General features: G+C 62.9%; 13 protein-coding genes. 3 read left to right on the top strand and 10 right to left on the bottom strand.

Annotation, left to right across the window (positions count from 1 at the left end; translation table 11 throughout):
• Positions 1-50: 50 nt before the first annotated feature.
• Complete coding sequence (locus B0E41_RS14270; protein WP_077331822.1) at positions 51-605, bottom strand: YceD family protein; 555 nt, start codon at positions 603-605, stop codon at positions 51-53.
• 47 nt (positions 606-652) lie between these two features.
• Here B0E41_RS14270 and B0E41_RS14265 point away from each other — a divergent pair, with 47 nt between their 5' ends.
• Positions 653-1,267, top strand: a complete 615-nt coding sequence (locus tag B0E41_RS14265; RefSeq protein ID WP_077331821.1) for a Maf family nucleotide pyrophosphatase — start codon at positions 653-655, stop codon at positions 1,265-1,267.
• Positions 1,264-2,067 (top strand): SAM-dependent methyltransferase, encoded by an 804-nt coding sequence (locus B0E41_RS14260; protein WP_077331820.1) that lies wholly within the window; start codon positions 1,264-1,266, stop codon positions 2,065-2,067. Before B0E41_RS14265 ends, B0E41_RS14260 begins: the two co-directional genes overlap by 4 nt.
• 17 nt (positions 2,068-2,084) lie before the next feature.
• Here B0E41_RS14260 and galU read toward each other — a convergent pair whose 3' ends face one another.
• From galU to B0E41_RS14230, 6 genes are all read right to left on the bottom strand, one after another.
• A complete protein-coding gene (gene galU / locus B0E41_RS14255; protein ID WP_077331819.1) occupies positions 2,085-2,960 on the bottom strand; it encodes a UTP--glucose-1-phosphate uridylyltransferase GalU in 876 nt (291 codons plus the stop codon).
• A 35-nt stretch (positions 2,961-2,995) separates the two neighbouring features.
• Positions 2,996-3,979: a S49 family peptidase gene (locus tag B0E41_RS14250; RefSeq protein ID WP_077331818.1), complete on the bottom strand. Its 984-nt coding sequence runs from the start codon at positions 3,977-3,979 to the stop codon at positions 2,996-2,998.
• Between the two features lie 10 nt (positions 3,980-3,989).
• Positions 3,990-4,370 (bottom strand): Rieske 2Fe-2S domain-containing protein, encoded by a 381-nt coding sequence (locus B0E41_RS14245; RefSeq protein WP_077331817.1) that lies wholly within the window; start codon positions 4,368-4,370, stop codon positions 3,990-3,992.
• Between the two features lie 9 nt (positions 4,371-4,379).
• A complete protein-coding gene (locus B0E41_RS14240; RefSeq protein WP_077331816.1) occupies positions 4,380-5,039 on the bottom strand; it encodes an HAD-IA family hydrolase in 660 nt (219 codons plus the stop codon).
• A gap of 93 nt (positions 5,040-5,132) precedes the next feature.
• On the bottom strand, positions 5,133-5,438 hold the full coding sequence (locus tag B0E41_RS14235; protein WP_077331815.1) for an H-NS histone family protein: 306 nt from the start codon (positions 5,436-5,438) through the stop codon (positions 5,133-5,135).
• Positions 5,439-5,504: 66 nt separating this feature from the next.
• The gene (locus B0E41_RS14230; RefSeq protein WP_253194855.1) at positions 5,505-6,506 is read right to left on the bottom strand and encodes an RluA family pseudouridine synthase; all 1,002 of its coding nucleotides are present in this window, start codon (positions 6,504-6,506) and stop codon (positions 5,505-5,507) included.
• Positions 6,507-7,146: 640 nt separating this feature from the next.
• Here B0E41_RS14230 and B0E41_RS14225 point away from each other — a divergent pair.
• On the top strand, positions 7,147-10,116 hold the full coding sequence (locus B0E41_RS14225; protein ID WP_077331813.1) for an Rne/Rng family ribonuclease: 2,970 nt from the start codon (positions 7,147-7,149) through the stop codon (positions 10,114-10,116).
• Between the two features lie 109 nt (positions 10,117-10,225).
• Here B0E41_RS14225 and B0E41_RS14220 read toward each other — a convergent pair whose 3' ends face one another.
• Genes B0E41_RS14220 through B0E41_RS14210 form a run of 3 tightly spaced genes read right to left on the bottom strand, consistent with a single transcriptional unit; the run spans position 10,226 to position 13,580 of the window.
• A complete protein-coding gene (locus B0E41_RS14220) occupies positions 10,226-11,509 on the bottom strand; it encodes a heme biosynthesis HemY N-terminal domain-containing protein (protein WP_077331812.1) in 1,284 nt (427 codons plus the stop codon).
• A gap of 29 nt (positions 11,510-11,538) precedes the next feature.
• Positions 11,539-12,717: a uroporphyrinogen-III C-methyltransferase gene (locus B0E41_RS14215; RefSeq protein WP_077331811.1), complete on the bottom strand. Its 1,179-nt coding sequence runs from the start codon at positions 12,715-12,717 to the stop codon at positions 11,539-11,541.
• Complete coding sequence (locus B0E41_RS14210) at positions 12,714-13,580, bottom strand: uroporphyrinogen-III synthase (RefSeq protein ID WP_171984768.1); 867 nt, start codon at positions 13,578-13,580, stop codon at positions 12,714-12,716. Before B0E41_RS14210 ends, B0E41_RS14215 begins: the two co-directional genes overlap by 4 nt.

The following is a 13,580-nucleotide window of genomic DNA, read 5'->3' as shown; positions in this document are numbered from 1 at the left end:
CTAGGATTATAACCCGAAGAGGCTGATATCGCCAAATTCAAACCATCCACTCATTTACGGAGTCGGGCCAGCGCCGCAAATGGGTGGGGCGGGGTAGATGGCGCCTCTGGTGAAACACCCAAATTATTTGCAACCGCAGGCAAGGGCGCGGGACATGCATCGTGCATGGGCACCAAGGGCACAGCCATCAAAAGTTCATCTTCCAACAAGTCCAGCAAGTCAGGCCGCGGCTCCAGGGCCAGCACGTCCTCCTCGCTGTCGTCGTCCTCGGCCTCAGCCGTGGCCTCGTCTGCCACGAATCGAAACCAACGATCCACATCCAGCGGAATGCTCACCGAGCCCAGGCAACGCTGACAGCTCATAGGCACAGCAGCACTTGCTTGCAAGTGCATCCACACGGCGGGCGTACCACCAGCGGCCGGGCGCAACTCTCCATGTGCTTGCCAAAAAATCACCGAGGTACCACCATCATCCGGGCCACGCTCGGCCGACAGTCGCATCAAAGCGGTCAGAGGCAAATCCGCCTGAAGCGTGGCGCCCGCTTCGGCAAATGCGCGAACATCAAGCCTGCGCGGATTCCACGTCTTGTCAGAGTTCGTTTTCATGCGAGCAGTGTAAAAGAACCGTCCTTCGAACCGGGGACAATACCGACATGGCAGACAACACAGCACCCAGACACGACACGACTACGCGACCATTGATCCTGGGGTCCACCTCGCGCTATCGCCGGGAATTGCTGAACCGACTGCGCCTCCCTTTCGCCACGGTCAGCCCGGACGTTGACGAAACCCCGCTACCCAGCGAAGCCCCACAGGCGCTGGCCCTGCGTCTGGCATTGGCCAAAGCTCACGAGGTGGCACAGCGCTTCCCAGAAGCGGTCGTGATCGGCAGCGACCAGGTGGCCGATCTGGACGGCATGGCGCTGGGTAAACCTGGGAGTCATGAACGTGCGGTCGCCCAGCTGCAGAGCATGCGTGGTCACGCCGTGGTTTTCCAGACGGCTGTTGCCGTCGTTTGTCTCGCGAGCGGTTTTGAACGGGTCGATCTCGCTCCGGTCCGGGTGGTGTTTCGGGCGTTGACGGACGCCGAGATCGAACGCTACCTGCTTGCCGAACAACCCTATGACTGCGCGGGCAGCGCCAAGAGCGAGGGCTTGGGTATCGCGCTGCTGGAACGCATCGACAACGACGATCCCAGCGCCTTGGTGGGCCTGCCGCTCATCCGCACCTGCCAGATGCTGCGCGCGGCAGGAGTGCACATCCTGTGACCCACCTCTCCGTCGTGCCCGGCGTGCTCTATCTGGTGCCCACACCGCTGGACTTCGGCTGTCTGACCGATGGTGAAGTGCCCGCGCCCATCACTCAGTGCCTGCCGGGAGACACACTGGCGATTGCAGCCCAACTCACACACTGGATCAGCGAAAACGCGAAAAGCACCCGGGCCTTCCTCAAGCGGGTAGAGGCACTGAACGGCCTGGCCGCACCACTTCAAGCGCAACACATCGCCGAGCTGCCTCGACAAGCACACAAAAAAGGGGACCACGCTCCGGCCACCTCCAGCGACAACGAGGCACGAACCTTGTTGGCACCGGCACTGCTGGGGCACGACATGGGTCTGGTGTGTGAAGCTGGCATGCCAGCGATTGCCGACCCGGGGAGTTCCATCGTGCGCGCCGCCCACTCCATGAACCTGGAGGTACGGCCGCTCGCAGGTCCCATGTCGCTGATGCTGGCCTTGGCCGCCAGCGGGCTCAATGGCCAGGATTTCGCCTTCGTCGGTTACGTGCCCCAGGACCCGGCACAGCGCAGCAAGCGCCTGCGTGAACTGGAGGCCGTGGCGCTCAAAACAGGGCAGACGCAGATCCTGATTGAAACGCCTTACCGCAATGCCGCCCTGCTCCAGGCCCTGCTGCAGACCCTGCACCCGCACACCCGTCTGGCGGTGAGTTGCGGGCTAAGTCTGCCTCGACAAAGCTCGCGCAGCGCGCTGCTCAGCGAATGGAAAAGCCGTGGGCTCGGTGCGCAGCTCCCGCTGAATCTGCCAGCGGTTTTTCTGATCGGGCGCTGAACGTCTCTCGACGCGGATCAGCCCAGTGCCGCCCGCATGTGCGCACGAACCGCATCGCTCAGTTCGGGATTGGCCAATGCCAGGTCAATGGTGGCCTGCAGGAAGCCTTCCTTGCTGCCGCAATCGTAGCGTGTGCCCTCATAGCGGTAGGCATACACCTTTTCGGTGCCGATCAATGCGGCAATACCATCGGTCAGCTGGATCTCGCCACCCGCGCCGCGAGGTTGGCGACGAATGCTCTCAAACACCCCCGGTGTGAGGATATAGCGACCCGCCACTGCCAGCGTCGACGGTGCCGCCTCGGGCATAGGCTTTTCCACCATGCCAAAAACCTCTGCCACGGTGTCGATGACACCATGGACATCCACCACTCCATAGCGCCGAGTGTCCTCGCGTGGCACGTCCTGCACGGCCAGCACGGTGCCCGGGCTCTGCTCATAGGCAGCGACCATTTGCTGAAGGACAGAAGGGCCTCCTGATTTACCCACCATCAGGTCATCGGCCAACAAAACCGCAAACGGGTCGTTGCCCACCACACACTCCGCACACAGCACGGCATGACCCAGGCCCAGCGGGCGCGGCTGGCGAATGAACACGCAGTCCATGTCGTCCGGCTTGATGTCGTGGACAATCTGAAGCAACTCGGTTTTGTTGCCCCGCTCAAGCTCATATTCGAGCTCGAAAGCAGCGTCAAAATGGTCCCCGATGGCGCGCTTGTGGCGGCCAGTGATAAATATCATTTCCCTGATCCCCGCGGCATAGGCCTCGTCGACCGCGTACTGGATCAGCGGCTTGTCGACCACCGGCAGCATCTCTTTGGGAATGGCCTTGGTCGCAGGTAGGAAACGGGTGCCCAAACCACCCACGGGAAAAACGGCTTTTTGAATCTTCATTGGTCAACCCTGTCGTTACTGAAATCAGCGGATGGTCATTGGAGTCGCAGACCCGCAGCTCTGGCTGCATTGAAAACACCCACACCCATGCTCACACCCAATTCTCGAGCAAGGCGCATGCCCACATTTTCACGCTGGGTGTAGTCCACAATGTCTTCAGCCTTGATGATCTCTCGAGCCACATGATCAAGGCTTCCCAGCCCATCGGCCAAGCCCTGGGTAACCGCCTGCTGGCCACTCCAGACGAGCCCACTGAACGTGTCGGGGGTTTCTTTGAGTCTCTCGCCACGCCCTTTCTTGACCACATCGATGAACTGGGTATGGATCTCACTCAGCATTGATTGCATGTGAGCGTTTTGGGTAGCGTCCTGGGGGCTGAACGGATCGAGCATGCCCTTGTTGGTGCCTGCGGTCATCAGGCGGCGCTCCACACCCAGTTTTTCCATCAGTCCAGTGAAACCAAAACCATCCATGAGCACGCCGATGCTGCCCACCAAACTGGCCTTGTCAACGTAGATCTCATCGGTCGAGGCCGCAATGTAGTAGGCGGCCGACGCGCAAGTTTCTTCCACCACAGCGTAGATTTTTTTCTTGTGCAACGCTTTGAGGCGGGTGATTTCATCGTTAATGATGCCGGCCTGCACGGGACTGCCGCCCGGTGAATCGATCAGCAGCACGATCGCCTGGGCGCCACCGTCTTCAAAGGCCGAGCGCAAAGAGCCCACGACGTTTTCGGCACTGGCTTCAGCACCCGAAGCGATCTCACCCTTGATGTCAATCACCGCCGTGTGAGGCGTGCTCACTGCGCTGCCCATGTTCGCCTGTATGAACCACAGCCAGACCACAAGGGCGATCAACGAAAGCCACAGCAACCGTGAAAATAGCTTCCAGCGGCGGGCCGCCTGCTGCTCCTTGAGCGAGGCGAACACCAGTTTTTCAATGGTCTCGCGCTCCCACCCCGTCTCACGGCGTGACTCTCCGGGGGAACGAAGAGAGAGATCCAAGGGGTCGTCGTTCATATGTTGCTGTTCAAAAAACCAGGGGCTGGAACGGGTATTGTGCCTGCCAGAACACCACACCGTCTCGCTCGACCAGCGGAACCTTGATCAGCCCTCCACGACAGGGGCCGCCTCTGCAAGCGCCACTGGCCGGCTCGTACACGGCGCCATGGGTTGAGCACAGCAACCATTGCCCGCTGTCGTCAAAAAACCGGTTGGGTTGCCAATCCATCTCCATGGCCACGTGCGCGCATCGGTTCAGGTAGGCATGGACATGTCCTTGAAAGCGGATCGCAAAAGCTCGGCAACTTTGCCCTGCATACATCAAGTCAAATGGCACAGCAACACCACCATTGACGAGCTCATGGCCATTGCACAGCGCCTGCAAGGCATCACCGTCGAGTCGGCTCATGGTGCTGCTTCAAGCGTGTTGGTCCAGCCAGTCGTGCAGTTCGCGAACCGAATGGGCAACAAAACGCGGCGCGAATGGGGCGAACACCCCTGGCTCGTGTGCGCCGTAGCTGACCCCCACGCTCGCGCAGCCCGCATTCAGCGCCATTTGAAGATCATGGGTGGTGTCTCCAATCATCAAGGTGCGCTCCGGATCCACGCCAAACTCACGCATCAACTCCTGAAGCATCAATGGGCTGGGTTTGCCGGCGGTTTCGTCAGCAGTGCGAGAACCGTCGAACAAACCCTCCAACTCCACCGCATGAAGCGCTTCGTCCAAACCGCGCCGGCTCTTGCCTGTCGCCACCGTCAGCCAATGTTGGCGCAGTTTCAGATCCGACAACATCGGCAACACGCCATCAAACAGGCTGATGTCGTGCTGACGGGCCAAATAATGGTGCCGATATCGCTCACCCAGCATCGGATATCGGTCGGCTGGCACATCAGGTGCTGCATGTGCGAGCGCTTGCATCAAGCCAAGCCCAATCACATAGTTTGCGGCCTCGTCGGTAGGCACCGACCCGCCCACATCACGCACCGCCGCCTGGATGCAGCGAACGATGATGGCGGTTGAATCAAAAAGGGTGCCGTCCCAGTCGAAAGCAATGAGATCGAATTGGCGCGGTCGCATGAGTTGTACTTTGAAAAGATGTTCCGATTATCGGCGTCAAGCCCAACAAAAAAGGCACCCGTGGGTGCCTTTTCTCGCGCGCTGGGCAACGACTCAGATGCGGAAGCTCTCGATGTTCTTGCCGGCAGCCAATGCCGCACGAACCCACTCCGGTTTGCGACCCGGGCCACCGGCCCACAGCTCACCGTTCGGGCCCTTGTACTTGGCGGCCGCTTTGGATTTGGTCTTGGCAGGCTTCTTGGCGCCTGCAGTACCACCCAGATCTGCCACGGTGATGCCATATTGCTTCATCTTCGCCTTGATGTCGGCGACGGCAGTCGACAATTCATTCTTACGGGCTTCTTCAGCCTGCGTCATCAGCGCTTGCGCCTGCGCCATCAGTTCGGTATACGTTGCCATTGTTTGTCCTTTTTAGGTCCAGTTGATTTCCAACGATTGAGCGCCTTATCGAGGCTCGGACGGATTCTAATACCGATTTCTACCGGTTGTCCAAGTTTGCAACTCTTGAGGCAACTCAGAATGTAACTCCAGCGGCTCACCGGAAATCGGATGCGACAGCCGCAATCGCCAAGCGTGCAGAAACATGCGCTTAAATCCATTTTTGGTCAATTGGCGATTGAGTTCAAAGTCACCATATTTGTCATCGCCGGCAATTGGGCACCCTTCGCTCGCCAAGTGCACGCGAATCTGGTGCGTGCGCCCCGTTTTGATCGTGACCTCTAGTAGCGTGAACCCTGTCGCGCAAACATCCAACAGCGCTGCTGGTGCAGTGAGTTGCTGCACCACCTTCACCAAAGTCACGGATTTCATGCCATCTGGGTCGTCTTTCCCCGTAACCCGAACGCGCCGTTCGCCATCTGGCAACAGATATTTGTGCAGTGGCTGGTCCAGCACCTTGCGTTTGCCCGGCCAAACGCCCTTGACCAGCGCCAGATACGTTTTGCCGGTTTCACGTTCGCGGAACTGGTCCTGCAACACCTTGAGTGCACTTTTCTTTTTGGCGATCAGAAGAATGCCGCTGGTTTCTCGATCCAGTCGATGCACCAATTCAAGAAAACGCGCCTGCGGGCGGGCCTGTCGCATCTGTTCAATGACCCCGAAACTCACACCGCTGCCCCCATGCACCGCCACCCCAGCCGGCTTGTCGATGGCCAGGAAGGCGTCATCTTCGAACAGCACCGGGAATTCGCGCGCCGGTGCCGGGTGGGTGATTTTTTCTTCCGCCCGCTCCGACAAACGGATCGGCGGAATACGCAACACGTCGCCCGCGATCACCCGGTCATCCGCTCCGACCCGCCCTTTGTTTCGCCGCACCTCGCCCGAGCGAATGATGCGGTAGATGTGGGTTTTGGGCACGCCCTTGAGCACGCGGATGAGGAAGTTGTCCAGCCGCTGACCAGCCGATTCTTCATCGACCGTGAGGTACTGAACCGCCGCAGCGGATGAAATGGAGGGCTTGGAATTCAAGGAAAACCCGCTGGAAATACCGTTCACACGGACCGGGGGAGCGCACTATAATGCTCTGCACCAGTCGTGTGCTGTAAGTGATTGATTTCCTTGAGTTTAAGGCAGTCACTGTCGGCAAGTTCCCCCCGCATCGGATGCCAGGGACCGACTGGAACAAGTTGCCACCCGTTGCACACGGGTCTGTCTGCCGCTCCCGACCCTCCTTGAAGAGGCTGGGGCCGCACCCCGACCAGGTAGAAGCAACGGGCGAAACCATCAGAAAACTGCGAACCCGAATACGGAATACCCCAATCGGCCAGCCGCCCTCCCGAGAAGCCAACGACGCTCAGGGAAACGGCTGGTTGAGGATGAAGTGAAGCCAGAGACCTCACCGGCGCGATCCATGTCTCCGACAGCCATCAAGCCCTCCCTGCTCACCCAAGTCCACGCGCCTACGCCCTGACCCGGCGGTTCGACGCGGCACACACAGCGTGCCCCGCCTCGAACAACCCCACACACCCGGCCAACGCCGGGTGGGCACCGGGTCGGTGGCTCTCCGGCAATTCCTCCCACTCGTTCGCGCTTTTCCGCTGGTTCACGGCAGGTCGGTGCATGGGCTCGTCCCGGCGCCATGTCAGTGTCAGACCGAAGGAAACGCATCATGAAACGCATGCTGATCAACGCCACGCAGGCCGAAGAGCGCCGCCTGGCGATCGTGGACGGGCAAAAACTGCTCGACTACGAAATCGAAATCGAAGGGCGCGAACAGCGCAAGGGCAACATCTACAAGGCCGTCGTCACCCGCGTCGAGCCCTCGCTCGAAGCCTGTTTTGTCGACTACGGCGAGGACCGCCATGGCTTCCTGCCGTTCAAGGAAATCTCGCGCCAGTATTTCCAAGGCAATGCGTCGCCGTCGCAGGCACGCATCAACGACGTGATCAAGGAAGGCCAAGAGCTGCTGGTCCAGGTCGAAAAGGAAGAACGCGGCAACAAGGGCGCGGCCCTGACCACCTTCGTGAGCTTGGCCGGCCGCTACGTGGTGCTGATGCCCAACAACCCGCGTGGCGGTGGTGTGAGCCGCCGCATCGAAGGTGAAGACCGACAGGAACTCAAGCAGGCCCTCGACCAGCTCGAATACCCCAATGGCATGAGCATCATCGCCCGCACCGCAGGCATCGGCCGCGACGCGCCCGAACTGCAGTGGGACCTGAACTACCTGCTCAAGCTGTGGACTGCCATCGACGGCGCTGCCAAAGGCGGCAAGGGCGCCTACCTGATTTACCAGGAATCGAGCCTGGTGATCCGTGCGATCCGCGATTACTTCAACAGCGACATCGGCGAGATCCTGATCGACACCGACGACATCTACGAGCAGGCTCACCAGTTCATGAGCCACGTGATGCCCGAGCACGGGCACCGTGTGAAGCGTTACCGCGACGATGCGCCACTGTTCAGCCGCTTCCAGATCGAACACCAGATCGAAACCGCCTACAGCCGCACGGTGAACCTGCCTTCGGGTGGCGCGATCGTGATCGACCAGACGGAAGCGCTGGTGGCGGTGGACGTGAACTCGGCGCGCGCCATCAAGGGCGGCGACATCGAAGAAACCGCCACCCGCACCAACCTGGAAGCTGCCGACGAAGTGGCGCGCCAGGCCCGCCTGCGCGATCTGGGCGGTCTGATCGTGATCGACTTCATTGACATGGAGGAGTCGAAGAACCGCCGCGAGGTGGAAAACCGACTGCGCGACGCGCTGCGCCAGGACCGCGCCCGCGTGCAATTCGGCTCTATCAGCAAGTTCGGTTTGCTCGAAATGAGTCGCCAGCGCCTGAAGCCCATGCTGAGCGAAGGCTCGTCCATCCCCTGCCCGCGCTGCGGTGGTTCCGGCCACATTCGCGACACGGAAAGCTCGGCGCTGCAGATCCTGCGCATCATCCAGGAAGAGTCGCTCAAGGACAGCACGGCCGCCGTGCTGGTACAGGTGCCGGTCGAAGTGGCCAGCTTCCTGCTCAACGAGAAGCGCACCGAGATCACCAAGATCGAACTCAAGCAGCGCATCAACGTGCTGCTGGTGCCCAACAAGTCGCTGGACACGCCGAACTACAAGCTGGAACGCCTGAAGCACGACGACCCGCGTCTGGACAACCTCGACGCCAGCTACAAGCTCGCCGACGAACCCGACGAAGCCACCGGCTTCACCCGCCGCAGCCAGGAACGCACCAACAAGCAGGAACCTGTCATCAAGGGCGTCCTGCCGGACGGCCCGGCGCCCGTGGCCATGCCCAAGCCTGAAGCGCCGGTTGCCGCTCCCGCACCCATCGCGGTCGCGCCTGCGTCCGCACCTGCAACCGTCGCGAAGGCCGCTCCGGCTGAACGGGGTTTCTTCGGTTGGCTCAAGACCGTGTTCGGTGGCGGCGACGCCGCTGCCCCAGCTGCAGCGCCGGCGGCAGTGCCAGCACCCGCTCCTGCTACGGACGCCAACGCCCGTGACGGGCGCGGAGACCAGCGTCGCGATGGTCGTGGTGCTCGCGGAGGCCGGTCCGATGGCCGTGGCCCGCGTGAAGGTCGCGAGGGACGTGAAGGCCGTGAAGGCGGCCGTGGCCCACGAGGCGAAGGTCGCAATGGTGAAGTGCGTGGCGAAGGCCGCAATAACGAGCGTCGCAACGAAAAACCCTTGGGTGAAGCACGTGTCGATGGCCGCGGCGAGGGTCAAGGTCGCCCAGAAGGGCAGACCCGCGGTGAAGGCCGCAACGGCAACCGTCGCGACAACCCCCGCCGCGAATCACCCGCCGCGGATGTGGCCGCACTGGGCGTGTCCGCTCCGGTGACGGAGACCAGCGAAGCCGCCGAGGGCCAGCGCCGCGAGCGACGGGGCCGTGGAGGGGACAACCGTCGTCGCTCATCCGAAGGCGAAGGCAACGAGGTGGCCACGACTCAAGATCTGGCCAACACCCCAATGCCTGAAACGCAAGACAGCCCGTCCGAGGCGGTGGCTGCCGAAGGGGATGCCGACAACGCCCAACGCGCTCCGCGTGAACGTCGCAGCCGCGATCGCTACGGCCGGGACCGCCGCGAACGTGCGCCGCGTGAAGGCGAAACCGCTGAAAGCACCGCCGCTGAAGCGCCGGTCGATGCGCCCGCCTTTGCGGTCCCCGTTGCCGAGGTGGATGTTGACCGGCCCACGCGCAGCTACTTCAGCCAGCCTGTGGCCGTTGTTGAACCGGCCGCACCCGCACCTGTGATGGCCCAAGCCGCGCCCGAAGCACCAACACCCGTTCAGGTTGTAGCTCCTCGCCCCGCCCCGGTGGCCGCTGAACCGAAGCCCGTCGTCGTTCGCGCGCCCGTTGAGGCAACCGCAGCGCTTGCTCCAGCGACGGGTCTGCCCAAGGTGACGCCTTACACGCTGTCGATGGACGATCTGAACCAGGTCGCTCAAACCAGCGGCCTGGAGTGGGTCAACTCCGACGCCAGCAAGGTGGCCGAGGTGCAAGCCGCGATTGCCGCCGAACCCAAGCCCATCCATGTGCCGCGCGAACCCAAACCGGTGATCGTGGCTGACGAAGGAGCCTTGGTGCTGGTGGAGACCCGCAAAGACCTGAGCAACATGACGCTGCCCTTCGAAGGCCGGTGATGCCTGAAGCCTGCGGTTGAAACGGCCGCAGACCAAAAAAAACCGACCCCAGGGTCGGTTTTTTTGTGCCTTTGAGCAATTCAACCATCCCCCCCAGCCAAGGGTTGGCTCAGTCCACCAGCAGCGCCGCCTTTTTCCAGGCAACCTGCGCCGATGCTTCATCGCCCCGTTCTTCGGCCAATGTGGCCAGGGCGCACCACGTGCGCCGCAGCAGCACGGGCTCATGCAGGCTGTGACTGGCCTGACCGAGAAGCTGGGCAGCCTTGCCCCAAAGCCGGCGCTGCAGGCAAGCCTGACCCGTCAGGTATTGGAGGTAGCCATTGTTTGGCCATTGGCGCTGGCTCTGTTCCAGGCGCGCGAGCCACGCGGCGTCAAGCTGTGGCAGCCCAGGCTCCAAGGCCTGCACCAATTGGCGCTGTTGGGTGCTATCCAATGCGGAGAAGCCTTGCCACACCGGTGCCAACCAGGCACCAGACATCTGCACCGCTTGTTGAGCAATCTCTTCGCTGTCGTCGGTCGCCGCAATGCGGTTGGCGCGCTCAGCGGCCGCAAGCGCCAACTCTGGCATGGCGCGCTCGGTGGGATCCAAGCGCTCCCACACAGCCTTCAGCTGGGACAGGTCGTGCGCCTCGCGCAGCGCGTCCAGGGCCAGCCCACGCACGATGCTCTTTGACGCGTCCGGCGAGAAAGCCCGGTGTTTGGCCAGCAGGCGCGCCGTTTCCAACGCCTCAATGGTCACCCCCCCGAGTCGGGCCACACGCAACTTGAGGCGCAGCGCCTGGATGCGGCGCCCAGCACCTTGTGGCAATTCGGCCAAGTGGTGGCGCGCGGCTTGGACATCGCGATCTTCCACGGCCCAGCGCGTCGCGCGCAACAAGGCACCTTCCCGCACTTCTGGCGAGCTCTTCGCCAGCTTGGGATGCAGTGCCGCTTGAAGGTGCTCGTCCCGTGCACTGCGGTTTTGCAACGACTGTTCGGACTCGGCCACCAACAAGTGGGCCAACAACTGCAACTGCTGTCGGCGCGGCCATTGGGTCGAGGGTTGGGCGTTGAGCTGTTCCAACGCAGCCAGTCCGGCGGCCCGCGCTCGCACAAATCGCCCGGCCAGCAGTTGAGCCAGCGCGTCCATCACGGCACCCACGGCGGCGCGCTCCACCTGCTGGTTGCGCCAGCGCTGTGCCTGCAAAGGCAGCTCCTTGAGCAATGCGATGGCGCGCATGGCCAAGTAGAGCAACACAAAACCACCGATCAGGCAAAACACCACGAAGTTGAACGACACGTCGAACCGGTAGGGTGGCCAGAACAGCGTCACCACGGCCTGGTTGTGTCCAACGAGCAGCGCCAGCGCGACCGCCAGCGCGGCCAGACCGAGCAGCCAGAAGACACTGCGCATGGCGCCAGCCTGACGGTGTTGCTGGTTCATCAGCGCCCCCCGGCCGCCACCGCGAGCGCCGCGAGGCTCTCTTCGGGCTGAGGCAGCGCCACCACCAGCAGTTCGGCGCGCAGCTGCGTCACCGCCGACTGCGCAGCGACGACCTCTGGCGCGGTGGCATCGAAATAGCGCACCAGCGCTGCGTCGATGCCTTTCAAGTCATCCCGAACCGAGTCCATCTGCCGGGCCAGCAGGCCGAGTCGCGCGTTGAGCAAACGCAGCTTGATGTTTTCTCTCAGGAAAAACGCCTGTTCGGGTGCCAGCAACGCGGCTTCGGGCCGGTCGATCCGACTCACCCGCACCAGCTCACGACCGCTTTGGGTGACCGCTTCCCACACCTTTCGCCAGAACAACGTCCACCGCTGAGCCAAGTGGTCCCAGCCAGTCAGCACGGGTTCCACCGGTTCAATGGGCGCCGGCCCACTGACCGCTGATTTGGACGGGGCGCTGCCGCGTGCGGCAGACGCAGGCGCAACCTGGCGCGGTGCCGCGACCTTGCGCGCCACGGCCCGTGGACCCACGTCGTTGGGCACCGGCCACTGATCCACCCGACGGGCCAGCTCGTCAAGACGCTGCACCAGCGAGGGCACATCGGCCACCGCCGTGCCGCGGATGCGCTGCACATCGCGCGCGATCGCCCGCTGCACGGGGTTCAACCGCGGCTGGGCCGCGCGTGCAATGCGAGCGTCAGCCGCCTGCAAAGCGGCCAGCAGGGGCTGGACGCTGCCCGTGAGCTGCGTCTGCTGCTGCCCCAGACGAAGCGCGGACTCAATGTCCTGCACCAGGTTGTCGTCGCGAGAGCGCGAAAGCGCCAGCATCAGCTCTTCCAGCTGGCTGCGCTGAAGCGTCACCTCGGACAATTTCACCTCGGCCACCGCCAGTCGCGCCTGCAGTTCCTGCACCTGGGCCTCGGCCTGCGTCGCCAATGCCCGAGTCTCGGTGGACTGAGTCTCAGTGTCTTGGCTGCGGCGAGCGAGTTCCTTCTGCGTGTCGCCCAGTTTTTGCCACAACAGGCCGGCCATCATCAGCGCCAGCACCGACAAAACCAGCGCCAATGCCGTCAGCCACAGGCCGGGCCGGCGCGCAGGCGCCAACGCGACCGGCGTCGGAATCTGCGCGGGTGTTGTCACAGGCGCCGTGGAGGGGGTGTCGGGGGTGTCGGTGCTCATGAATGACTCCTGACCGATTCTAGGGTGCTCAGCACGTCCGACAGCGCGGGGCGACTCCCGATGATGTGGGCAAAACCAGCAGCGCGAGCCGAAGCCTCGATGCGTTCGTGGGTGCAGAGCGCGGTAGCGCGCGACCAGTCCACCTGTGGCAAGGCCTCGCTGAGGTGGGCCAGCGCCTCTGAACTGCTGAAAAGCCACAAGCTGCCCGCTGCGGTGCCCGATTCGGCCTCGGCGCGCTGGGCGGGTGTCCAGCGGGGGGCATGGCGCTCATAGGCGACACAGGCATTCACCGATGCACCCTGCGCTTGGCAGCGTTCGATCAACCAGTCTCGACCCTTGCCGACCAGCCCGTTGCGCTCATCAGCGAGTGTTGCCCTCGAAGCCCCACGCACCACCAGCAGGCGGTTGCCAGCATGCATCTGGGAGGCCACCACCGGCCAGAGATGTTCGGAATCAAACTGCGCGGCATCGGTCGGAGGGGCATCAATGCACGCCGAACTCACGCCATGCTGCTCCAGCACCTCGGCCAGCACCCGAGCGGTGCCCGGCCCGGGCGCCCAGAAGCGGGTGCCCGGTTCGGGCATGGATGACACCGGCACGGCCTGGGCAAAAAAGTGGTGAACCGCCGCCGGGCTGACGAACATCAGCGCGTTCCACTCGAGCCAATGGGCACGTGCCTTTTGCAGATCGTTGAGGGTCTGGCTGTCTTGAGGTTCAGCGATGTCGATCAGTGGCAAGGCACGCGCAGGCCAACCCCGACTGCGCAGGGCGTCCACCCAGGCCCCGGCTTCTGCAGCGGGCCGGGTGACAAACACCCGGGACCAGCGCTCGGTTGCCGGTCGCGGGTCGGCCGTACCGGTCAA

Source organism: Hydrogenophaga sp. A37, assembly GCF_002001205.1.
Taxonomy (GTDB): domain Bacteria; phylum Pseudomonadota; class Gammaproteobacteria; order Burkholderiales; family Burkholderiaceae_C; genus Hydrogenophaga.
The sequence above is the reverse complement of the archived record's forward strand: the minus strand, read 5'-3'. Positions and strand labels throughout refer to the sequence as shown.

Coding starts and splice junctions, on each gene's coding strand:
- B0E41_RS14270 (WP_077331822.1), bottom strand. CDS start 605: ATGAAAACGAACTCTGACAAGACGTGGAATCCGCGCAGGCTTGATGTT.
- B0E41_RS14265 (WP_077331821.1), top strand. CDS start 653: ATGGCAGACAACACAGCACCCAGACACGACACGACTACGCGACCATTG.
- galU (WP_077331819.1), bottom strand. CDS start 2,960: ATGAAGATTCAAAAAGCCGTTTTTCCCGTGGGTGGTTTGGGCACCCGT.
- B0E41_RS14250 (WP_077331818.1), bottom strand. CDS start 3,979: ATGAACGACGACCCCTTGGATCTCTCTCTTCGTTCCCCCGGAGAGTCA.
- B0E41_RS14245 (WP_077331817.1), bottom strand. CDS start 4,370: ATGAGCCGACTCGACGGTGATGCCTTGCAGGCGCTGTGCAATGGCCAT.
- B0E41_RS14240 (WP_077331816.1), bottom strand. CDS start 5,039: ATGCGACCGCGCCAATTCGATCTCATTGCTTTCGACTGGGACGGCACC.
- B0E41_RS14235 (WP_077331815.1), bottom strand. CDS start 5,438: ATGGCAACGTATACCGAACTGATGGCGCAGGCGCAAGCGCTGATGACG.
- B0E41_RS14225 (WP_077331813.1), top strand. CDS start 7,147: ATGAAACGCATGCTGATCAACGCCACGCAGGCCGAAGAGCGCCGCCTG.
- B0E41_RS14220 (WP_077331812.1), bottom strand. CDS start 11,509: ATGCGCAGTGTCTTCTGGCTGCTCGGTCTGGCCGCGCTGGCGGTCGCG.
- B0E41_RS14215 (WP_077331811.1), bottom strand. CDS start 12,717: ATGAGCACCGACACCCCCGACACCCCCTCCACGGCGCCTGTGACAACA.